Source organism: Novosphingobium sp. 11B (assembly GCF_054589055.1).
Genome location: NZ_BAAILP010000071.1, coordinates 3,142 through 24,166, shown reverse-complemented (window position 1 = coordinate 24,166; position 21,025 = coordinate 3,142). Strand labels below are relative to the sequence as shown.

General features: G+C 67.6%; 21 protein-coding genes. 17 read left to right on the top strand and 4 right to left on the bottom strand.

Annotation, left to right across the window (positions count from 1 at the left end; all coding sequences use genetic code 11):
* The first annotated feature begins 285 nt into the window (after positions 1–285).
* Positions 286–1,221, top strand: a complete 936-nt coding sequence (locus ACYPYD_RS06630) for a ribose-phosphate pyrophosphokinase (protein ID WP_008829617.1) — start codon at positions 286–288, stop codon at positions 1,219–1,221.
* Positions 1,222–1,375: 154 nt separating this feature from the next.
* On the opposite strand, the gene ACYPYD_RS06625 is transcribed toward ACYPYD_RS06630, so the two are convergent.
* Entirely contained in the window at positions 1,376–2,320 is a 945-nt protein-coding gene (locus tag ACYPYD_RS06625; protein WP_036529913.1) for a helix-turn-helix domain-containing protein, read from the bottom strand.
* A 178-nt stretch (positions 2,321–2,498) separates the two neighbouring features.
* Here ACYPYD_RS06625 and ACYPYD_RS06620 point away from each other — a divergent pair, with 178 nt between their 5' ends.
* From ACYPYD_RS06620 to ACYPYD_RS06580, 9 genes are all read left to right on the top strand, one after another.
* The gene (locus ACYPYD_RS06620; RefSeq protein WP_008829615.1) at positions 2,499–3,299 is read left to right on the top strand and encodes an inositol monophosphatase family protein; all 801 of its coding nucleotides are present in this window, start codon (positions 2,499–2,501) and stop codon (positions 3,297–3,299) included.
* A 3-nt stretch (positions 3,300–3,302) separates the two neighbouring features.
* Entirely contained in the window at positions 3,303–3,983 is a 681-nt protein-coding gene (locus tag ACYPYD_RS06615) for a gamma-glutamylcyclotransferase family protein (RefSeq protein ID WP_459662550.1), read from the top strand.
* Entirely contained in the window at positions 3,901–4,077 is a 177-nt protein-coding gene (locus ACYPYD_RS06610; RefSeq protein ID WP_459662549.1) for a large ribosomal subunit protein bL35, read from the top strand. Before ACYPYD_RS06615 ends, ACYPYD_RS06610 begins: the two co-directional genes overlap by 83 nt.
* Positions 4,078–4,090: 13 nt before the next feature.
* Entirely contained in the window at positions 4,091–4,456 is a 366-nt protein-coding gene (rplT, locus tag ACYPYD_RS06605; RefSeq protein WP_008829612.1) for a 50S ribosomal protein L20, read from the top strand.
* Between the two features lie 222 nt (positions 4,457–4,678).
* Positions 4,679–5,011: a GIY-YIG nuclease family protein gene (locus tag ACYPYD_RS06600; RefSeq protein WP_036529909.1), complete on the top strand. Its 333-nt coding sequence runs from the start codon at positions 4,679–4,681 to the stop codon at positions 5,009–5,011.
* Between the two features lie 55 nt (positions 5,012–5,066).
* Positions 5,067–6,155, top strand: coding sequence for a phenylalanine--tRNA ligase subunit alpha (gene pheS, locus ACYPYD_RS06595; protein WP_459662548.1), 1,089 nt, complete (start codon positions 5,067–5,069; stop codon positions 6,153–6,155).
* Positions 6,156–6,174: 19 nt separating this feature from the next.
* Complete coding sequence (gene pheT, locus ACYPYD_RS06590; protein WP_459662547.1) at positions 6,175–8,565, top strand: phenylalanine--tRNA ligase subunit beta; 2,391 nt, start codon at positions 6,175–6,177, stop codon at positions 8,563–8,565.
* 133 nt (positions 8,566–8,698) lie between these two features.
* On the top strand, positions 8,699–9,580 hold the full coding sequence (locus tag ACYPYD_RS06585; protein ID WP_459662546.1) for an aldose 1-epimerase family protein: 882 nt from the start codon (positions 8,699–8,701) through the stop codon (positions 9,578–9,580).
* An 11-nt stretch (positions 9,581–9,591) separates the two neighbouring features.
* Positions 9,592–10,341 (top strand): SDR family NAD(P)-dependent oxidoreductase, encoded by a 750-nt coding sequence (locus ACYPYD_RS06580; protein ID WP_008829607.1) that lies wholly within the window; start codon positions 9,592–9,594, stop codon positions 10,339–10,341.
* Between the two features lie 144 nt (positions 10,342–10,485).
* Here ACYPYD_RS06580 and ACYPYD_RS06575 read toward each other — a convergent pair whose 3' ends face one another.
* A complete protein-coding gene (locus tag ACYPYD_RS06575; protein WP_036529901.1) occupies positions 10,486–10,770 on the bottom strand; it encodes a J domain-containing protein in 285 nt (94 codons plus the stop codon).
* Positions 10,771–10,781: 11 nt separating this feature from the next.
* Positions 10,782–11,594: a division plane positioning ATPase MipZ gene (locus ACYPYD_RS06570; protein WP_459662545.1), complete on the bottom strand. Its 813-nt coding sequence runs from the start codon at positions 11,592–11,594 to the stop codon at positions 10,782–10,784.
* 131 nt (positions 11,595–11,725) lie between these two features.
* On the opposite strand from ACYPYD_RS06570, the gene panC reads away from it, so the two are divergent.
* From panC to ACYPYD_RS06545, 5 genes are all read left to right on the top strand, one after another.
* The gene (gene panC, locus ACYPYD_RS06565; RefSeq protein WP_459662544.1) at positions 11,726–12,583 is read left to right on the top strand and encodes a pantoate--beta-alanine ligase; all 858 of its coding nucleotides are present in this window, start codon (positions 11,726–11,728) and stop codon (positions 12,581–12,583) included.
* Positions 12,584–12,711: 128 nt separating this feature from the next.
* The gene (locus ACYPYD_RS06560) at positions 12,712–13,476 is read left to right on the top strand and encodes a CsgG/HfaB family protein (RefSeq protein WP_008829603.1); all 765 of its coding nucleotides are present in this window, start codon (positions 12,712–12,714) and stop codon (positions 13,474–13,476) included.
* 374 nt (positions 13,477–13,850) lie between these two features.
* A complete protein-coding gene (locus ACYPYD_RS06555) occupies positions 13,851–14,537 on the top strand; it encodes a response regulator transcription factor (protein WP_008829602.1) in 687 nt (228 codons plus the stop codon).
* 25 nt (positions 14,538–14,562) lie between these two features.
* Complete coding sequence (locus tag ACYPYD_RS06550) at positions 14,563–15,918, top strand: sensor histidine kinase (protein ID WP_008829601.1); 1,356 nt, start codon at positions 14,563–14,565, stop codon at positions 15,916–15,918.
* Entirely contained in the window at positions 15,915–16,478 is a 564-nt protein-coding gene (locus tag ACYPYD_RS06545) for a hypothetical protein (protein ID WP_459662543.1), read from the top strand. Before ACYPYD_RS06550 ends, ACYPYD_RS06545 begins: the two co-directional genes overlap by 4 nt.
* A 131-nt stretch (positions 16,479–16,609) precedes the next feature.
* Here ACYPYD_RS06545 and ACYPYD_RS06540 read toward each other — a convergent pair whose 3' ends face one another.
* Positions 16,610–18,112 carry a UxaA family hydrolase gene (locus ACYPYD_RS06540; RefSeq protein WP_459662542.1) on the bottom strand — a complete coding sequence of 501 codons (1,503 nt, stop codon included), beginning with the start codon at positions 18,110–18,112 and terminating at the stop codon, positions 16,610–16,612.
* Between the two features lie 81 nt (positions 18,113–18,193).
* Between ACYPYD_RS06540 and uxaC the strand changes: the two genes are divergently transcribed.
* Both uxaC and ACYPYD_RS06530 read left to right on the top strand, forming a co-directional pair.
* On the top strand, positions 18,194–19,636 hold the full coding sequence (uxaC, locus tag ACYPYD_RS06535; protein ID WP_459662541.1) for a glucuronate isomerase: 1,443 nt from the start codon (positions 18,194–18,196) through the stop codon (positions 19,634–19,636).
* Positions 19,633–21,025, top strand: a 1,393-nt coding sequence (locus tag ACYPYD_RS06530) for a mannitol dehydrogenase family protein (protein ID WP_459662540.1), incomplete at its 3' end; no start/stop codon positions are given. The genes uxaC and ACYPYD_RS06530, both read left to right, overlap by 4 nt.

Sequence of the window (21,025 nt, the reverse complement as noted above, 5' to 3'; positions counted from 1 at the left end):
ATCCCAGCGAAGGCTGGGACCGCTCTCGTCATATCGCAACTTCTCTACAAGGCCGAGATGAAGCCGGCACGGTCCTGCTTGGGCATATCATGGTCATAGCGGTCCCAGCCTTCGCTGGGATGACGATCTGATTTCGGATCGACCGCTTCCCATCCTAGCCGCAACCGTGCCTCAAATCGGGCCGATGCGGTGACAATCGGTCGCCGACTATTGCAATCCCGCGACACCCGGCTACAGGGCCGGTCCCAACGACCGACCGCCAGGAACCGTCACGGGGATTCGCAAATGAAGATCATGTCCGGCAACAGCAACCTGCCGCTCGCACGCGCGATTGCAGGGTATCTCGAACTGCCGCTCACCGACGCCGCCGTCCGCCGCTTTGCGGATGAGGAAATCTTCGTGGAAATCCACGAGAACGTCCGCGGCGAGGACGTCTTCGTGGTCCAGCCGACCAGCTACCCCGTCAACGACAACCTGATGGAACTGCTGATCTGCATCGACGCGCTGCGCCGTGCCTCGGCCAAGCGCATCACGGCCGTGGTCCCCTACTTCGGCTACGCCCGCCAGGACCGCAAGCCCGGCCCGCGCACCCCGATCTCGGCCAAGCTGGTCGCCAACCTGCTGACCGAGGCCGGCGCCGACCGCGTGCTCTCGGTCGATCTGCACGCCGGGCAGATCCAGGGCTTCTTCGACATCCCCACCGACAACCTGTTCGCGGCCCCCGTCATGGCAGCGGACATCCAGGCCCGCTACGGCGACCAGTCGCTGATGGTGGTCTCGCCCGACGTCGGCGGTGTGGTCCGTGCCCGCGCGCTCGCCAAGCGCCTCGACAACGCGCCGCTCTCGATCGTCGACAAGCGCCGCGACAAGCCGGGCCAGTCGGAAGTCATGAACATCATCGGTGATGTGAAGGGCCGCGCCTGCATCCTGATCGATGACATCATCGATTCGGGCGGCACCCTGTGCAACGCCGCGCAGGCGCTGATGGACGAGGGCGCCGCCAGCGTCACCGCCTACATCACCCACGGCGTCCTTTCGGGCGCGGCGGTGAGCCGCGTGACCAATTCCGCGCTCAAGGAACTGGTCATCACCGATTCGATCATGCCGACCGAAGCCGCCAAGGCTTCGGACAAGATTCGCATCCTGCCGATCGCCCCGCTGCTTGGCGAGGCGATCCGCCGCATCGCCGACGAAAGCTCGGTGTCCAGCCTGTTCGACTGAGCTGTCGCTAAGAACCACCCCTGCCCCCTCCCGCAAGCGGGAGGGGAATGAGACCGTTTGCTTGCCCTCCCGCTTATCCTGAGCCTGTCGAAGGGGGAGGCCCGGGAGGCTTGGCCCGGAGGGCTTAGCCGGACGGGGTGGGCGACAATTATCTCTACTCCCAGGGCCGCGCCTGCCCCGGTTCGATCCGGTGCAGCGCCTCAAGCCGCCGCGCCTGGCGTGATTCGAGGGCTAGCGTCAGGATCGGCTGCGGACGCGTGACGAACTGGCGCGGCGACATGCCGAACAGTTCGGTGAATTCATGGATCAGGTGGCTCTCGTCGTAATAGCGCAGGGCGATCTCATCCCCTTCGCGCGCATCGGCGACGCCGCGCAGGTGGCTCGCCATGTCGAGCGCGCGGGCGCGGCGCAGCACCTGCTTGGGCGGCAGGCCGAAGTCACGGCTGACCACGCGCTCCAGCTTGCGGCGATCGACCCCGCACTCGGCCGCCGCATCGCTGACAGAAATGCCCGGATCGCGCAGGCTGATCTCCTCGAACCGCGCGGTCACCGGGTCAGGTGCCGCACCTCCCAGCCTCTCGACCTGCTGGCGAACCAGACCCTCGATCGACTGCAGCCATTCCTCCGGCGTCGCATCAGGCTCCAGCGCCTGCAGGAAGTCGTCCGAGGGCGCCGTCAGAACGTCGGTTGGAACGATCTTGTCGAGAAATTCGCCCACGCGCGCCAGCTTCAGCGCCGTGCCCGTTCCCGGACGGATGATGTAGCCCACGCTTACGAAGCTGCCTGTCACCGAGATCGGCATGCGCCGCGAGTGCGGGCCGAAATAGAACGCGCCGCCCTGGGTAGTGATGGGACCATCGACGGTTTCCGCCGTCCAGTCCCCGGCCATTTGCACGCGCACGCAGGCCGTGTCGCTGAACAGTCCGCAGGACACCGTGTAATCCTTGGGCAGATCGACTTTCGTGACATAGAGGCGGCCCAGCCAAGGTGCCAGATCCGGCGCAGGCGCACGGTTGTAGGACAGGGGTTGCCCGTCACGTGTAATGCCTTGCTGCGGCGCAATCGAGGGATCGACCGCAGGACGGTTCCTGCGTTGCATGGTTACCCTGTTTTAAAGATGCCCTCGAAAAGCGATAATTGCGCAACGGCTTGGGAGCAATGTGAGAAAATCTACAAGGGCTGTTAGATTCCTAGTATTTTCTTGCAGGTAATGCCCCCCGGATACCCTGACCCAAGGAACTTGACCGGATCACCGTTCGGAAGGCAGAGCAGGCGGCATGAAACTCGACCACGACATCGCCCTCGCGCTCCGCCTCGCCGATGCGGCCGGTGAAGCGATTCGCCCTCACTTCCGCACCGGCCTCGCCGCCGACCGCAAGTCCGACGCCTCGCCCGTCACCGTGGCCGACCGGGCGGCAGAAGAAGCCATGCGGCGCATCCTCAAGGCGGAAGTCCCGCGAGACAGCATCATCGGCGAGGAGTTCGGCACCGAGACCGGCACCTCCAACCGGACCTGGGTGCTCGACCCGATCGACGGCACCATCGCGTTCATGGGCGGGCGTGCGACCTTCGGCACGCTGATCGCGCTGCTGGTCGACGGCTGGCCGGTGCTGGGGATCATCGACCAGCCCATCCTGAACGAGCGCTGGGTCGGCGCCAGCGGCCACGCCACCACTTTCAACCGCCGCGAAGTGCGCACCCGCCCCTGCCGCGAACTCTCCGACATGATGCTGGCGACGACCGGCCCGCAGTACTTCGACGACCATCAGGGCGCCCACTTCATGGCGCTGGCGGCCAAGACCGACCACAAGCGCATGATGTTCGGCGGCGACTGCTACAACTACGGCCTGCTGGCGAGCGGCCACATCGACCTCGTCTGCGAGGCGGGGCTAAAGCTGCACGACTGGGCGGCGCTGGTCCCCATCGTCGAGGGCGCGGGCGGCATCATGTGCGACTGGAACGGCGAGCCCCTGAATGCGGACTCCGGCGGCGAAGTGTTGGCGATCGGCGACCCGGCGCGGCTGGAGGACGTGATCGAAGCAATGGCCTGTGACAATCACGGCCATCATCACGACTGACCTTTGAGGCTGTTCTTCTACGGCACGCTGCGCCCCGATGCGGATACGCCGATGGCGCGGTGGATTGCGGCGCGGTCGATCCGGGCCGAACCGGGCGAGGTGCCGGGGCGGCTTTACGCGGTCCCGGACACGCGCGGCTGGTATCCGGCGCTGGTGCCGGGTTCGGGGCAAGTGCGCGGGGTACTGTGCGACCTGCAGTTGCGACCGGGTGATCTCGCGCGGCTGGATACCTATGAAGGGCGCGAGTATCGGCGCCTTGCCCTGCCGGTGCGCACGAGCGCAGGGCGGGTCACCGCCCAGGCCTATATATGGCGAAAAGGTCTGCCGGATGGCCCCACCATCGGCCCGGACTTCCTTGAATGGCTGCACGGCATTCGGGGTGTGGCGTACTCGCCATCCCGGACCTCGTGGCGGCAGGCGTTAAAACGGGCCGCTTGCCTTTCCTGCATCCAGCCCCTAAGGGCGCGTCCTTCAATCGACACGGTCGAGTCTCCTCTCGGGGAGATTCGCGGGTCGGCCTGGCGAAAAGGGCTGCCATGGCCGGCGGGACGTGTCCCGATCAAAGGAGACGAAAATGCCCAAGCTGAAGACCAAGAGCGGCGTGAAGAAGCGCTTCAAGCTCACCGCCACCGGCAAGGTGAAGCACGGCGTAGCCGGCAAGCGCCACCGCCTCATGAGCCATAACGGCAAGTACATCCGCCAGAACCGCGGCACCGAAGTCATTTCCGACGCCGATGCCAAGGTCATCAAGAAGTGGGCGCCCTACGGGCTCAACTGAGGAGTACTGACGAATGAGCCGTATCAAGAGGGGTGTCACCACCCGCGCAAAGCACAAGCGGATTCTGGACCAGGCCAAGGGCTATCGTGGTCGCCGCAAGAACACCATCCGCGTCGCACGCCAGGCCGTCGAAAAGGCCGGCCAGTACGCGTACCGCGACCGCAAGATCAAGAAGCGCACCTTCCGCGCTCTCTGGATCCAGCGCATCAACGCGGCCGTCCGCGCTGAAGGCCTGACCTACTCGCAGTTCATCCATGGCGTGAAGCTCGCCGGGATCGAACTGGACCGCAAGACGATGGCCGACCTCGCCATGAACGAAGGCGGCGTGTTCAGCACCGTCATCGCGCAGGCGAAGGCAGCTCTGCCCGCGGCGGCGTAAGCCACCGACGCGTAAAGCTCCTCAGCTTCATCGCGCGATTTCAAAGGGCGTGGATGGCATGTGCCGTCCGCGCCCTTTTCGCGTGTTGGGATAGCGCACCAGCTGGGTTCCTGCCTGCGCGGGAATGACGACAGGGTGTTAACTGCCGATTGAAGCGATTCCGCTGCATCACTCTTCCCAGTCATTCCCGCGAAGGCGGGAACCCAGCTGGTGGCCCCTCCGATGCGCGAAACCTTCGATCCATGCACGTACCTCCTCGCGTCACATCGCAACGGTACGCTCTATGTCGGAGTCACATCGAATCTGCTTCGTCGCCTCCATCAGCACCGCGAGGGCTTGATCGAAGGGTTCACGAGCGACTACGGCGTGCATCGACTGGTCTGGTTCGAGCGGCACGCGACGATTGAAAGCGCGATCCTGCGCGAGAAGCGGATCAAGACGTGGAACAGGGCGTGGAAACTCGCCCTGATCGAACAGGCCAATCCCGATTGGCGCGACCTTGCGGTGGATTTCGGCTTCGTGCCGCTGCCACCGCCCCGGATCGTCAGGGGATAGGGCATCAGATGGGTTCCCGCCTTCGCGGGAATGACGAGTTTTTGGGGTATGTATCGTGCTCGATTTTGATCAGGTGATCTCGGCGATCGAAGGTGCCGAAACGCTCGAGGCTCTCGAAGCGCTGCGCATTCAGTATCTGGGCAAGGCGGGCGAGATCACCGGGCTGATGAAGCGTCTGGGCGGCATGTCGCCCGAGGAGCGGCGCGAGATGGGGCCGCTGTTCAACGGCTACCAGCGCGACGCCAACGCCGCCATCACCGCCCGCAAGGACACCCTCGAAACCGCCGCGCTCGACGCGCGCCTTGCGGCCGAGACGATCGACCTCTCGCTCCCTGCGCCCGCCACTCCGTGCGGCGCCGTGCATCCCGTCTCGCAGGTGATGGACGAACTGGCCGAAGTCTTCGCCGACCTCGGCTTCGCGGTCGCCACCGGCCCGGAGATCGAGGACGACTGGCACAACTTCACAGCGCTCAACATGCCCGAGAGCCACCCGGCGCGCGCGATGCATGACACCTTCTATTTCCCGGACCGCAACGACGACGGCCGCGAGATGCTGCTGCGCACGCATACCTCGCCGGTGCAGATCCGCTCGATGATCCAGCAGGGCGCGCCCATCCGCATCATCGCGCCGGGCCGCGTCTACCGCTCGGACAGCGACGCCACGCACACGCCAATGTTCCACCAGATCGAGGGCCTCGTCATCGACAAGGGCATCCACCTCGGCCACCTGAAGTGGACGCTGGAAGCCTTCCTCAAGGCCTTCTTCGAGCGCGACGACATCGTCCTGCGCCTGCGCCCCAGCTACTTCCCCTTCACCGAACCCTCGATCGAGGTGGACGTGGGCTATTCCAGCCAGGGCGGACGCCGCGTGGTCGGCGGTTCGGGCGATGCGCCGGGGCACGCCTGGATGGAAGTGCTGGGGTCAGGCATGGTCAACCGCCGCGTCATCGCGGCGGGCGGCATCGACCCTGACGAATGGCAGGGCTTCGCCTTCGGCATCGGCGTCGATCGCCTCGCCATGCTCAAGTACGGGATGGACGACCTGCGCGCCTTCTTCGACGGCGATGTGCGCTGGCTCTCCCACTACGGTTTCTCCGCCCTCGACGTGCCGACCCTTTCGGGCGGCGTCGGCACACCGGCCTAAGGCGGGAAGGATTTAAGACATGAAGTTCTCGCTCTCCTGGCTCAAGACCTACCTGGAAACCGAAGCGTCGATCGAGCAGATCGCCGCCACGCTCAACGCCATCGGCCTCGAAGTCGAAGGCATCGAAGACCCCGCCGCCAAGCTCGAAGGCTTCCGCGTGGCGAAGGTCCTCACGGCTGAAAAGCACCCTCAGGCGGACAAGCTGCAGGTCCTGACCGTCGATACCGGCGACAAGGTGCTCACCGTGGTCTGCGGTGCGCCCAATGCGCGCGCAGGGCTGGTCGGCGTGCTCGGCCTGCCGGGCGCGGTGGTGCCGGTGAACGGCATGGCGCTCAAGGTTGCGGCCGTGCGCGGCGTCGAATCGAACGGCATGATGTGCTCCACGCGCGAGCTGGAGTTGGGCGAGGACCACGATGGCATCATCGAACTGCCCGAGGATGCGCCCGTCGGCACGCCCTTCGCGCAGTATCACGGCGCCGATCCGGTCATCGACGTGTCGATCACCCCCAACCGTCCGGACTGCATGGGCGTCTACGGCATCGCCCGCGATCTCGCGGCAGCGGGCCTCGGCACGCTGAAGCCGATCGTCGCGCCCGAGGCCGCAGGCACCTTCCCGTGCCCGGTCGAGGTGCGCACCGATGACGCCGAGGGCTGCCCGGCATTCTACGGCCGCGTCATCAAGGGCGTGAAGAACGGCCCTTCGCCGCAGTGGCTGCAGGATGCGCTCAAGTCCGCGGGCCAGCGCCCGATCTCGGCGCTGGTCGATGCGACCAACTACGTGATGCTCACGTATGGCCGCCCGGCCCACGCCTATGACCTCGCCAAGCTGACCGGCGCCGTCGTCGCCCGCCGCGCGGTGGAGGGCGAGACGGTCGAGGCGCTGAACGAGAAGACCTACACGCTCGACGCCGAGATGACCGTGATCGCCGACGGCAGTGGCGTCCACGACATCGCAGGCATCATGGGCGGCCAGCACTCGGGCTGTGGCGATGCCACCACCGACGTCCTGCTCGAAATCGCCTACTTCGATCCCGAGCGTATCGCCAAGACGGGCCGCAAGCTCAACCTCACGTCAGACGCGCGCGGGCGGTTCGAGCGCGGGATCGACCCGCAGTTCCTCGACACCGGCCTTGCATTGCTGACGAACCTGATCACCCAGCTGTGCGGCGGCGAAGTGTCCGAGATCGTGCGCGCGGGCGCTGCTCCGGGCACGCCCAAGATCGTCCACTTCGCGCCCTCGCTGGTCGAGAAGCTGGGCGGCGTCACCGTCACGCCCGGCGAACAACAGCGCATCCTCGAAAGCCTCGGCTTCTCGGTGGTGGAAGCTGACGACTGGGCCGTCACGGTTCCCGGCTGGCGCCCCGACGTCGATGGCGCCCCCGACATCGTCGAGGAAATCGTGCGCATCCACGGCCTCGACAAGGTCGAGAGCGTTCCGCTTCCCCGCGCCGACGGCGTCGCCAAGCCCACCGCCACCCCGGCGCAGGCACTGGAACGGCGCGTGCGCCGCGCCGCTGCGGCGCGCGGGCTTCAGGAAGCCGTCACCTGGTCGTTCCTGCCCGAGCCCGCCGCCGAGACTTTCGCCGAAGGTCCGCTGTGGGTGCTCGCCAATCCGATCAGCGAGGACATGAAGGCCATGCGCCCCTCGCTGCTGCCGGGCCTGCTGATGGCGGCGAAGCGCAACCTCGATCGCGGCGCGGCCTCGCTGCGCCTGTTCGAGATCGGCCGCCGCTATCTGCGCGGTGCCGGCGGAGCGAGCGATGAACGGCTGACGCTGGGCGTCGTCCTCGCGGGCGAGAAGACCGCGCGCGGCTGGGCGACCGGCAAGGCGACGGCGTTCGACGCCTACGACGCCAAGGCCGAAGTGCTGGCGCTGCTGGCCGAGGCTGGCGCCCCGGTCGACAAGCTGCAGGTCATGGGCGAGGCTGGTCCCCAGTTCCACCCCGGCCAGTCGGCGACGCTGCGCCTCGGCCCCAAGACGGTGTTGGCGCGCTTCGGCATGCTGCACCCGAAGACGGCGAAGCAGTTCGACGTCGATGGCCCGGTGGCGGTCGCCGAACTGTTCCTCGACGCCATTCCCGGCAAGAAGGGCACGCCCGGCTTCGCCCGCGTCTCCTACGCGCCCCCGGCGCTGCAGGCGGTGACGCGCGACTATGCGTTCCTCGTGCCTGCAGAGCTGCCCTCGGGCGATCTCGTGCGGCTGGTGCAGGGCGCGGACAAGGCCAACATCGTCGCGGTGCGCCTGTTCGACGACTTCCGTGGCAACGGCGTGCCCGAGGGGCAGAAGTCGCTCGCGCTCGAAGTCACGCTCCAGCCGGTCGAGGCCAGTTACAAGGAAGCCGACCTCAAGGCGATCAGCGAAAAGGTGACCGCCGCCGCCGCCAAGCTGGGCGCGGTGCTGCGGGGGTGATCGTCGTCCCGGACTTGATCCGGGACCGCTGGCGGTCTTTAGGTGAGCGCTGGCCGTGAGCCGCCCCGCCGCAAGGTGGGCCGTTCACGGCCAGCGATCCCGGCTTTCGCCGGGATGACGATAGGGGACTGACGTGGACTTCGTGACCATCTCCTCCGGCGATCTCACCGCCCGGATCAACCCGCTCGGCGCCGAACTCTGGTCGCTGACCGACAGTTTCGGCCGCGAATACATGACCGATGCCGACCCGGCGTTCTGGACCGGCCACGCGCCGCTGCTGTTCCCGATCGTCGGGGCCTTGAACGGCGACACCTACCGGCTGGACGGCGAGGAATACGCCCTGCCCCGGCACGGCTTCGCGCGCAAGTCGGTGTTCGAGGTCGTTGAAGCAGGCACCGATCGTGCGCTTTTCCGCGTGACAGACAGTCCTGAAACGCGCGCGGTCTATCCGTTCGCCTTCATGCTGGAGATGGCGTTCCGGCTGGAAGGCACGGCACTGTTCACCGAAGCGCGGGTCATCAACTCCGGCGATGCATCGCTGCCCTTCAGCCTGGGTTTCCACCCCGGCTTCGCCTGGCCGCTGCCCGGCGGCGCCGCCAAGGCCGACCACGTGGTCGCCTTCGAACAGCCCGAGCCGCAGCCGATCCGCCGCATCGACGGCCCCACCGGACTCCTGTTGCCCGAGCCTGTGGCACCGCCGGTCGAAGGCCATATCCTGCCGCTGGACGCCGCGCTGTTCGAGGAGGACGCGGTGATCTGGGATCGCCTCTCCAGCCGCGCGCTCACGTACGGCGCGCCGGGCGGGACGCAGCTCGCCATCGCCTTCCCGGACACCCCGATGCTGGGCATCTGGCAGAAGCCCGGCGCGGCTTACTTGTGCATCGAACCGTGGCAGGGCCATGCCGACCCCCTTGGCTTTACCGGCGATTTCCGCGAAAAGCCGGGCGTGATCACGCTGGCGCCCGGAGAGGCGCGCAGCTTCCGCATGGACGTCACCGTCCTCTCCGCAGATTGAAGGAATCCCCCATGAAGACCGTACTCGTAACCGGCGCCACTTCCGGTATCGGCGAAGCCTGCGCGCGCGCTTTCGTGAAGGCCGGATGGCGCGTGATCGGCACCGGCCGCCGCGCCGAGCGGCTTCAGGCGCTGACGGACGAACTGGGTGCCGACCGCTTCCACGCCGCCGTCTTCGACGTGCGTGACGAAACCGCCCGCGACGCCGCGCTCGATGCGCTTCCGGCCGACTTCGCCGCGATCGACTGCCTCGTGAACAACGCGGGTCTCGCGCTGGGCGCGGCGCCCGCACAGGCAGCCGACCTCGCCAACTGGAAGACGATGATCGACACTAACGTCGTCAGCCTGGTCTCGCTCACGCACAAGCTGCTGCCGGGCCTGATCGCGCGGAAGGGCGGGATCGTGATGCTGTCCTCGGTCGCGGCGACGTATCCCTATACCGGCGGCAACGTCTACGGCGGCACCAAGGCCTTCGTGCGCCAGTTCGCGCTCGGCCTGCGCTCGGACCTGAGCGGCACCGGCGTGCGCGTGACCTCGATCGAGCCGGGCATGGTCGAGACAGAATTCACCGTGGTGCGCAATGGCGGCGACCAGGCCGCGTCAGACACGTTCTACGCAGGCGTCAACCCGATGACCGGCGAGGACATCGCCGAGACCGTGCTGTGGGTCGCCACCCTGCCCGCGCACGTCAACATCAACACGCTGGAACTGATGCCGGTGAACCAGTCGTTCGCGGGCTTCCAGATCGCGCGGGAAAATTAAAGCGTGCTCGCCTCGTAATTTTATCGCCGTCAGTCCCGCGAAGGCGGGAACCCATCTCCTGACGTGGCAGATTGAACCATCATCAGATGGGTCCCCGCCTTCGCGGGGATGACGAATGGTGTTTCAGCCAAAGACGATGGCATTCTAATCCGCAGGCAGCACCGCCAGCAGCAGGTCGCGCGCGGCATTCGCCTCGTGCACCTGCTCGGAGCTGCCGCCCTTGTCGGGGTGCACCAGCGCGATGCGGCGGCGGTGCGCCTCGACGATCTCGCGCCGGTCGGCGCCCGCGTCCACGCCCAGCAGCGCCCGCGCCTGCGCCGTCTCGAAGGACGGCCCCGCGACCTTGCGCTTCTTTTCCCAGGGCCAGCGGCCGATGAGCATCCGGCAGACGATGCAGCCGAGCGCGACCAGCCAGAGCAGCTTGATCATGGGCCTTCCCGTCAGCTCGCGGCGGCGAAGGCCGTTTCGGACTCCCGCCGTACCGGCACCGGCAGGTTGAGCCCGGCGACCAGCCCGCGCAGTTCCTGCCGCGCGACGAGGTGGCTGGTGCCCAGATCGCCCAGAAAGCCCTTGTCGAGCAGGGTCAGGCCCGAGGGGAACAGCTCGCGGAAGATGACGCGCTCGGACAGGCCCGCCGCGACGCGGAAGCCCGCGCGCTTGGACAGTTCCTGAAGCGCCCCGTCGATACGTCGCATATTGCGCGCCTCGACATGCTGGACGCGGTTGCGCACGACGACCCAGTCGAGTTCGCGGCGGCCTTCGTTGATGGTCTTGAGGCCGCGCTTCTTGCGCGCCTCCCACATGACTTCGGCATAGAACGAGAGGCGCTTGACCTTGAAGGTCTCGCTCTCGACCTGACCGAGAAGATCGAAGTCGACGAAGCTGTCGTTGAGCGGGGTGACCAGCGTGTCCGCCGTGGTCGCCACGTGGCGGGCGAAGGGATCGTCGCGGCCGGGCGTGTCGAACACGAGGAAGTCATAGCCCTCCGCGATCTGTTCGGCGAGATCGTCGAGTTCGCCGATGTCCTCGCCGTCGTAGACCGCGAAGCGCGCGCCGGGCAGCGCGATCTCGCGCTTGCGCTCGGTCTCGATGCGGTTCTCGAGGTAGCGGTAGAGCGTGCGCTGGCGGTGGTCGAGGTCGATGCAGGCGACATTCGCGCCCTGATAGGCGAGCGCGATGGCGACATGGACGGCGGTGGTGGACTTGCCGGTGCCGCCCTTCTCGTTGGCGAAGACGATGCGATGCGCTGTCACGTGACCGTTATCCTGCTCGCGGGACCGGTCGCCCGGCCCGACGTTGAAATCATTGCCCCCGCAGGTGCGCCGGGGCTAAGGCCCAAACGCACCTTTCGGTCGCGCCCATCATACCGGAGCAGCCAAGCCCAATGCAAACCGTCCACGCCCTTGATCCACTGCGCAATGCGGTTGCCGAGCTTCGCAAGACCGGTGAGGTCGCGCTCGTGCCCACGATGGGCGCCTTGCATGACGGCCATCTGACGCTCGTGCGCGAGGCGAAAAGCCGGGGCGCCAGCGTCGTCGTATCGATCTTCGTCAACCCGCTCCAGTTCGGTGCGAACGAGGATCTCGACGCCTATCCGCGCCAGCTTGCCCGCGACTCGGCGCTGCTGGAAGCCGAAGGGGTGGACCTGCTCTGGGCACCCACGGTCGAGGCGATGTACCCGGCCGGGTTCGGCTCCAATATCTCGGTTGCGGGCGTCAGCGAGGGCCTGTGCGGCGCGTCGCGGCCCGGCCACTTCGACGGCGTCGCCACCGTGGTGTGCAAGCTGTTCAACCAGGTCATGCCCGACATGGCCCTGTTCGGCGAGAAGGACTGGCAGCAACTGGCCGTCATTCGCCGGATGGCGCGCGACCTCGACCTCACCCGCCCCGCCGCCGCCGCGATCCTCGGCGTGCCGACCGTGCGCGAGGCGGACGGACTCGCGATGTCCTCGCGCAATGCCTACCTCTCGGCCGAGGATCGCCAGGCGGCCGTCGCGCTGCCGACCGCGATGCGCCGCGCCATCGCTGCGATCGAGGCGGGCGCGGACGTGCCGGAAACCCTCGCCACGCTGCAGGCGGAAATCGTCGCGGGGGGCTTCCGCTCGGTCGATTATGCCGAACTGCGCGATGCGGACGATCTCACCGTGCTGACCACCCGTTCGGACCGGCCGATGCGGCTTATCGTGGCGGCCCGGATCGGCCCGGCCCGGCTTATCGACAACATGGCGGTGAATCCTTCCTGACGTTGTATTTGCGAAAGATTCTCACAGACATCGTCATTTGTTCGTGCAAGAGTGAACGCATAAGGAGTTTGTCGCCCCGGGGATTGGGCAGGCCGCGTGTCCGCGCGGTGCAACAGGGAGCCTTGATTATGAAAACGTTCGTCTGCGCGCTGGCCGCGCTCGCCGCAGTTTCGGCCACCCCCGCCCTCGCCGACCAGTCCTCCGGCCGCAAGCTGCAGGAAAAGGGGACGCAGGAGATTCCCGTGTGCCGCAAGAACCTCGGCACCGTCGCCATCATCGAGCCCGACACCCAGTGGTGGCGCGAACTCAGCCTCGGCAGCCCCGAAGCGATCCTGCGCGTCTTCGTGCAGAAGTCCGGCTGCTTCACCATGGTCAACCGCGGCCGCTCGCTGCAGAACAGCGCCATGGAGCGCGCCCTGGCCGAACAGGGCGAGCTGCAGAAGGGGTCCAACATCGGCAAGGGCCAGATCAAGGCGGCGGACTATTTCCTGCAGCCGGACATCGTCTCGACCAACAACAATTCGGGCGGCGGCGGCCTCGGCGGCGTGCTGGGCGGCGTCGGCGGCTTCTTCGGGCGCGGCGTGGGCGCCATCGCCGGCGGCCTCAACGTCAAGAAGGGCGAGGCGAACGTCACCCTCTCGATCGTGAATTCGCGCACCACCGTGGAAGAGGCGCTGACCGAGGGCTATGCCCGCAAGTCCGATGTCAGCTTCGGCGGTGGCGGCGGTGGCTTCTTCGGCGGCACCTTCGGCGCGGCCGGCGGCGGCGGCTACCAGAACACGCAGATCGGCCAGATCATCGTGCTCGCGTACCTCGATGCCTATACCAAGCTGGTAACGCAGCTCGGCGGCCTTCCGGTCGATCCCTCCGCCGCAGCGCCCAAGGCGAACTGACCGCAGATCGCGGCTTCGCGCCCTGCGGGGCATGACAGCCATTGTCAGGCGACCCGCACCCGGCGCTCGTATATGCACGGTACGTCAAGAAAGCTGAGCAACGGCGGGCAGGGAATGACCGCGCGCCGTTGCCGGGGGACCAAGGCTATTAACAACCCGACTTCATTTCGGCGCTTCCACGGCGCCCGTATCCTCTCGCGTGGTTCCGAGCTGTTTCGGGGCCGGGAGAGCCGCCGTCCCAGTCCCCTTAGGCGGCGCCCGGTTCCGTTCAACCCGATGGCGGCCGGCGGATCGTACTGCACCGAGAACCGGGAGGGTTTCTCGCGCGGATACGATCGCTCGGCCGCCATCGGCACCCTTGCGGGGCGCACGGCATGAGCGGCCTGTCCATCCTCTACATCGAGGACGATTCGCGCGCGGCCTCGCAAGTCGAGGAACTGGCCAGTCTTTCCGGCGACTCGCTGACCTGGTGCGCCACTGGTAACGACGGGCTGAAACGCGCGGGCGCCGAGCGCTTCGACGTCATCATCCTCGACCGCATGCTGCCCGATCTCGACGGCATCACCATCCTGTCGCGCCTGCGCGAAAGCGGGGTCGGCACGCCGGTCCTGCTGCTTTCCGCGCTCGGCCGCACCACCGACCGGGCCGAAGGACTGGACGCGGGCGCGGACGACTATCTCGCCAAGCCCTTCGAGGGCGAGGAACTGCTCGCCCGCCTGCGCGCCCTGCACCGCCGCTCCTCGGGCCGCGAGCACTCCGCCGTGATCCTCTACGGCGCCTTCGAATGCCACGTGAAGGCGCGCACCGCCTTTCGCGACAACCGCCACCTTGCGCTCAGCCCCAAGGAATTCGAGCTGTTCCGCTACTTCATGGAGAACGCGGGCGAAGTGCTGACGCGCGAGATGCTGTTGCGGGATGTGTGGAAGATGAACTTCGATCCCCAGACCAACGTGGTGGACGTCAACATCGGCCGCCTGCGCCGCAAGCTCGAGGAAGGCTTCGACAAGCCCGCGCTCGAGACGATCTGGGGCTCCGGCTACAGGCTGCTGGACGGGCGGTGAGCGTGTTCACGCGCCGCCAACTTCCATGAAGCGGCTGGCTTTCATCCGCAATTCGATCTTCGCGCAGATCGTCGTCTGGGCGATCGGGACGGCTGCGGTGATCACCTTCGGGCTGTGGCTGCTGACCAATGCCACGATCGAGCGCTCCAACCGGCAGGCGCTGGAACGGGCGGTCGATGTCGATCTCGCCGGCATGGTCGACATCTACGCCAGCGGCGACCGTGACGAACTGGCCAAACGCATCAAGGACCGCCTCGCCCTCCAGCCGCGCAACGGCGATCCCGCGCATTACCTCCTCGCGGACGCACGCGGCAAGCGCATCGCCGGCGACCTCACCGATTGGCCGGGGCTGCATGCCGGTATCTCCGAGGCCGCCGACATCCGTATCGAAGGCGGGGAACGCGCCTTCGCGCGCGCGACCCAGCTCGGGCCGAACCTCAAGCTGCTGGTCGCGCACGAATATCGCGACCTCTCCATGCTGCTGCGGCAGGTGGCGCTGGTGTTCCTGACCGGCGGCGTGCTCGCGATGCTGGCAGTGGCCCTCGGCGGCTGGACGGCGGCGCACCGGCTCGCCGGAAGGCTCGCGCGCATCAACGCTGCCTTCCGCCAGCCCGACGACGCCGCGCTGGAGGAACTGGCGCGCGGATCGGCCGGGCATGACGAGATCGACGAGCTGGCCGCGCACTCGGGCAACGCCCTCGCCCGTCTCAAGCGCCTCGCCGCCGCCCACCGCGAGACGACCGACCATGTCGCACACGAGATGCGCACACCGCTGATGCACCTCGACAACCGGCTGGTGAAAGCGCTGGCCGCCACGCCCGACGCCGAGACCGCAGCCCGCGTCGCCGACGCCCGGACCGAAATCCGGGGCATCATCCGCATGCTCGAATCGCTGCTCGACATCGCCGCCAGCGAAGCGCGGCGCGGTGATCGCCATGGCCTGGTCCCGGTGGACCTCAGTGTTCTCGCAGCGCGGCTGGGCGAACTCTACGCCGACAGCGCCGAGGAATCCGGGCACCGCCTGATCCTCGACATAGAACCGGACGTCGTCATCGCTGGCGAGGAGATGTCCCTCACGCGGCTCATCACCAACCTGCTCGACAACGCCTTCAAGTTCGTGCCGCGCGGTGGTACGATCCGTCTGACGCTGCGCAGGGGGCCGGTGCTGATCGTCAGCGACGATGGACCGGGTGTCCCCGAGGACCAGCGCGACAGGATTTTCGAGAAGTTCGCCCGCGGCGGCAGTTCGCTCGGCACCGAGGGCGCGGGGCTCGGCCTCGCGCTGTGCCGCGCGATCGCAGAGCGGCACCACCTTGAGATTTCGCTCGCGCCCGGCGAAAGAGGCGCATGCTTCACCGTTGCTCCGGAGTTCAGACGATGAGCCCATTGCTGCGCAACCCTTGGCTGCTCACCGCAGTCGCCGTGCTCGTGGCAGCGTCTGCCCGGGCGCAGGACCAGACGCCCGAAATCGGCGAACGGGTCGCCCTCGCCCTGTCGTCCGCCCAGAGCGCGCAGGGCCGCGCCGACAACGAGGAACTGGCCCGCGCGCTGGGTATCATCGAGCGCTCCGGCGCGCGGCCGCTCGATGGCTGGCAAGGTGTCGACCCGGTGCCGGAGTGGCGCGCACTGGTCCCGAACGGGAAGGCGCCGCTGCGCGGCAGCCCGCTCGGCCCCGGCTATCGCACCGGCAAGGCCCAGCCCGGCACCAGCGACAGCTTCGAGCAGGTGTTCCTCTCGGGCCGGAAGGCCAGCATCGCGCTATCGACGCCGGGCGATACCCCGGTGACCCTGCAAGTGCTCGACGCCGAGCGCCGCCCGGTCTGCACCATCGCCGACGCCCGCCGCGCCTGCCGCTGGATACCGCTGTTCACGCAGCGCTACGTGATCGAGGTGCGCAACGGGGGCAATCGCGCGGCGGAATATTTCCTGGTGGTGGAGTAGGTTAAGGCCCACTCCCGGCCCCTCCCGCGAGCGGGAGGAGAGCAGGAAAGCGTTCGCCTTCCCGCTTGCGGGAGAGCCGCGAGGTTTGATGAACCGCAGGCGAACCTAGCCGCAGCGGGGTGGGCCAGCGACTACAGTGTAACCCCTCGCTTCCAAATACCGATGGCGCGTTCGTCGTTACTCTCGTTGCGCGCCGGTTCCCCGCTCGCGACGGCGATGATGCGGTCGAGCAGCAGGTCGGCAGCGCCCGCCATGCCCTTTTCCAGCACCAGTCCGGCGTCGAAGTCGATCCAGCCCGGCTTGCGCTCGGCCAATGAATGGTTGGAGGCGATCTTCATCGTCGGCACCGGGCTGCCGAGCGGCGTCCCGCGGCCGGTGGAGAACAGCGTGATCGTCGCCCCCGCTGCCGCCAGCGCGGTGGTGGAGACGGCATCGTTGCCCGGGGCTTCAAGCACCGTCAGTCCAGTCGTGGAAATCCGCTCGCCATAGCCGATTACGTCGCAGACCGGGGCAAGCCCGCCCTTCTGCACCGCGCCCAGGGACTTTTCCTCCAGCGTGGTGATGCCGCCCGCGATGTTGCCGGGGCTGGGGTTCTCGGAAACCGGCTCGCCGTTCTCGATGAAGTAGCGCTTGAAGGAATTGACGAGGCCCGAGAGCTTGTCGAACACCTCTTCACTGGTGGCACGTTCGAGCAGCAGGTTCTCGGCGCCGAAGATTTCGGGAATTTCCGTCAGGATCGCGGCACCGCCCGCGTCGGTCACCGCATCGGCCATCAAACCGATCAGCGGATTGGCAGTCAGTCCGCTCATCGCGTCCGAGCCGCCGCATTTCACGCCCAGCCGCAGCTTCGAGAGCGGCACGTCCTCGCGCCGATCTTCGGCCATCAGGCCCAGCAGTTCGCCGATCAGCGCTTCCCCGGCGGCGAACTCGTCACTTTCCGACTGAGCACGCAGCACGCGCAGGCGGTGGCGGCGGTCTTCCGGGATGCGCTTGAGCAATTCCTCCAGTTGGTTCGATTCGCAGCCGAGGCCCAGCAGCAGCACGCCGCCCGCATTGGGGTTGAGCGCCAGCGAGGCGATCACCGCCGCCGTACCATCGAGGTCCGCCCCCAGCTGCGAGCAGCCGAACGGGTGATTGAACGCATGAACGCCATCGACGTTCGCGGGCGACCGCAGGTTGCCCTTCGCCGCCAGCCGCTCGCCCAGGCGGCCGACGCAGCCGACCGTGGGCAGAATCCACAATTCGTTGCGCGTGCCGACGCTGCCGTCCGGCCGCACATAGCCCCGGAAGCTGCGCGAGGACTGCGCCTTGTGCTCCTCGGCCCGCGCGCCGGAGAAGGCATAGGCCTTCTCGCCCGAAAGCGCGGTATGGACATTGTGGACATGGACGTGCTCGCCCACCGCGATGTCGCGCGTGGCGAGGCCGATCGGCGCGCGATAGCGACGAACCGGCGAACCCGCGGCAACAGGCATGACGGCGAACTTGTGACCCGCCGGAATCGCATCGCGCAGGCGGATCGTCTGACCGTCCACAACGACCTCCGTGCCCGCTTCAAGCGGCTCTAGGGCGACGGCGACGTGATCCTCGGCGGAAATCCGCATCACGGTTACGGGCTTCGGTAGGGTTTCGACCATGGCCCGCCGATACAGCATTGCCAGCGCTGGCACAACTCGGTAATCGAGCCGCAAACGCACTCTCTCCGAGGAGTCCTAAGGATGCCCAAGCTCTCGCTGCACCCCGATCGCCTGCTGCCGGCCGACCCGACGACGCGCGCCATCGCCCGCGAACTCTATGCCGAAATCGCCGGCCTGCCGATCGTCAGCCCGCACGGCCACACCGACCCGGAATGGTTCGCCACCGACGCGGCCTGGACCAATGCGACCGAGCTGCTGCTGGCCCCGGACCACTACCTGTTCCGCATGCTCTATTCGCAAGGCATCGACCTCGACGCGCTGGCCGTCCCCCGCAAGGGCGGCGTGATGCCCGCCACCGACCCCCGCGAGGCATGGCGCCTGTTCGCGGCGAACTGGAAGCTGTTCCGCGGCACGCCATCCAGCATGTGGCTGCCCCACGTTTTCGGCGAAGTCTTCGGCATCGACGTGGCGCTGGATGAGAGCACTGCCGACTTCTACTACGACACCATCGGCGAGGCCCTCGCCTCCCCCGCATTCCGCCCGCGCGCGCTGTTCGAGCGGTTCAACATCGAACTGCTCGCCACCACCGAGGGCGCGGGCGACGACCTGAAGCATCACAAGGCGATTCAGGCATCGGGCTGGCAGGGCAAGGTCGTCACCACCTATCGCCCGGACTCGGTGATCGACCCCGAGCATGACAGCTTCGCGCGCGACATCGTGCGCTTCGCCGACCTGTCCGGCGAAAACGTCGAGAGCTGGACCGGCTACCTCGCCGCGCACCGCAAGCGCCGCGCCGACTTCCGCGCGATGGGCGCGACGGCGACCGACCACGGCTTCGTCACCGCCCGCACCGCCAACCTCTCGACGGTCGAATGCGAGGCGCTGTTCGCCAAGCTCATGGGCGGGAAAGCCGACGCCGACGAGGCCGAGCTGTTCCGCGCACAGATGCTCACCGAAATGGCGCGCATGAGCGTGGAGGACGGCATGACCATGCAGATCCACCCCGGCTCCACCCGCAACCACAACGCCCGCCTCTTCGCCAGCCACGGCCGCGACAAGGGCGCCGATATTCCGCGCGCCACCGAATATGTCGAGGCGCTGCGCCCGATGCTCGACCTCTTCGGCAACGAGCCGGACCTCAAGGTCATCCTCTTCACCCTGGACGAGACGACCTATGCGCGCGAACTCGCGCCGCTGGCGGGGCACTATCCGTGCCTCAAGCTCGGCCCGGCATGGTGGTTCCACGACAGCCCCGAAGGCATGCGCCGCTTCCGCGAGATGACCACCGAGACGGCAGGCTTCTACAATACCGTGGGCTTCAACGACGACACCCGCGCGTTCCTCTCGATCCCGGCGCGCCACGACGTCGCACGGCGGATCGACTGCGGCTTCCTCGCCCGCCTCGTCGCCGAGCACCGCATGGAGGACTGGGAGGCTGCCGAACTGGCCCACGAACTGACCGTCGGGCTGGTGCGAAAGGCCTACGGCCTCGAAGCGCCCGCGCGCGAGGTGGAACCGGCATGACCCGTCTATCGCAAAACACCCTTTCCGCGCTCCCCGCAGGCGTGATCCGGCCGCAGTACGACCGCTCTGCCGTCAAGCGCGGCGTCGTCCACTTCGGGCCGGGCGCATTCCACCGCGCGCATCAGGCCGCCGCCTTCGATACGCTGCTGGCGCAGGACCCGCGCTGGGGACTGACCGGCGTGAGCCTCAATTCGCGCGGCGTGGCCGACGCGCTGAACCCACAGGACGGGCTCTACACCCTCGCCCTGCTGGACACCGAGGTGGAGTACCGCGTGATCGGCGCCATCGGCGGAATTCTCACGAAAGATGATCCTGCCGCGATCCTCGGCGCGCTGACCCATGCGGACACCCGCATCGTCAGTTCCACCGTGACCGAAAAGGGCTACTGCCTCGGCGCGGACGGAGCGCTGGACTTCGCGAACCCGGCAATCAAGGCGGACCTCGATGCCTCGCGTTCGGAAGACTGGACGCCGGGATCGTTCACCGGCTGGCTGGTGCGCGGACTGCAGGCACGCCGTCTTGCCGCGCTGCCCGGTGTGACGGTGCTGTGCTGCGACAACCTCACCGACAACGGCCGCAAGCTGGAGGCCGCGACCCTGGCGCTGGCCGAGGCGATCGATCCCGACACCGCCCGCTGGATCGCCGACCACGTCGCTTTCCCGAACGCGATGGTCGATTCGATCACCCCCGCCACCGACGACGCGCTGCGCGCCCGCATCGCGGCGGCCACCGGGCTGGAGGACGCCTGGCCCATCCAGCGCGAGCGTTTCACCCAGTGGGTGATCGAGGATCGCTTCGCAGGCGAACGTCCCGCGCTGGACGTGGCAGGCGTGACATTCGCCAGCGAAGTGCGCCCGTTCGAGAAGGCCAAGCTGCGCCTGCTCAACGGCGCGCATTCGTCGCTCGCCTATATCGGCCTTGGTCGCGGGCTGGAGACGGTCGGCGAGGCCATGGCCGACCGCGAGTTGGCCGCTTTCGCCGAACGGCTGATGCGCGAGGACATCGCGCCGTCCATCGCGCCTCCTGCCGGGCTGGACCTTGGCGGATACATCTCCGACGTGCTGGCCCGCTTCCGCAATCCCGAGATCCGGCACCTGCTGTCGCAGATCGCGTGGGACGGGTCGCAGAAACTGCCCTATCGCCTGCTCGACACCACCCGCGAGGCGCTGGCGGCCGGGCGTCCGATCGAGCGGCTTGCGCTTCCGATCGCGGCATGGCTGCGCTTCCTTGCAGGCGCGGCGCGGGACGGGCGCACGATCACCGACCCCCTCGCCGCCCCGCTGCTGGAGCGTGCGGGCGACTGGCGCAGCGTACTGGCGATGCACGAGGTGTTCGGCGATCTGGGTTCGGACGGACGGTTCGTCGGCGCGGTGGAAGCCGGGCTGGCGG

Bases quoted from the DNA above. Each gene is read 5' to 3' on its own strand.
- ACYPYD_RS06630 (WP_008829617.1), top strand. From the start codon at position 286: ATGAAGATCATGTCCGGCAACAGCAACCTGCCGCTCGCACGCGCGATT.
- ACYPYD_RS06625 (WP_036529913.1), bottom strand. From the start codon at position 2,320: ATGCAACGCAGGAACCGTCCTGCGGTCGATCCCTCGATTGCGCCGCAG.
- ACYPYD_RS06620 (WP_008829615.1), top strand. From the start codon at position 2,499: ATGAAACTCGACCACGACATCGCCCTCGCGCTCCGCCTCGCCGATGCG.
- rplT (WP_008829612.1), top strand. From the start codon at position 4,091: ATGAGCCGTATCAAGAGGGGTGTCACCACCCGCGCAAAGCACAAGCGG.
- ACYPYD_RS06600 (WP_036529909.1), top strand. From the start codon at position 4,679: ATGCGCGAAACCTTCGATCCATGCACGTACCTCCTCGCGTCACATCGC.
- pheT (WP_459662547.1), top strand. From the start codon at position 6,175: ATGAAGTTCTCGCTCTCCTGGCTCAAGACCTACCTGGAAACCGAAGCG.
- ACYPYD_RS06580 (WP_008829607.1), top strand. From the start codon at position 9,592: ATGAAGACCGTACTCGTAACCGGCGCCACTTCCGGTATCGGCGAAGCC.
- ACYPYD_RS06575 (WP_036529901.1), bottom strand. From the start codon at position 10,770: ATGATCAAGCTGCTCTGGCTGGTCGCGCTCGGCTGCATCGTCTGCCGG.
- panC (WP_459662544.1), top strand. From the start codon at position 11,726: ATGCAAACCGTCCACGCCCTTGATCCACTGCGCAATGCGGTTGCCGAG.
- ACYPYD_RS06560 (WP_008829603.1), top strand. From the start codon at position 12,712: ATGAAAACGTTCGTCTGCGCGCTGGCCGCGCTCGCCGCAGTTTCGGCC.
- ACYPYD_RS06555 (WP_008829602.1), top strand. From the start codon at position 13,851: ATGAGCGGCCTGTCCATCCTCTACATCGAGGACGATTCGCGCGCGGCC.
- ACYPYD_RS06550 (WP_008829601.1), top strand. From the start codon at position 14,563: ATGAAGCGGCTGGCTTTCATCCGCAATTCGATCTTCGCGCAGATCGTC.
- ACYPYD_RS06545 (WP_459662543.1), top strand. From the start codon at position 15,915: ATGAGCCCATTGCTGCGCAACCCTTGGCTGCTCACCGCAGTCGCCGTG.
- ACYPYD_RS06540 (WP_459662542.1), bottom strand. From the start codon at position 18,112: ATGGTCGAAACCCTACCGAAGCCCGTAACCGTGATGCGGATTTCCGCC.
- uxaC (WP_459662541.1), top strand. From the start codon at position 18,194: ATGCCCAAGCTCTCGCTGCACCCCGATCGCCTGCTGCCGGCCGACCCG.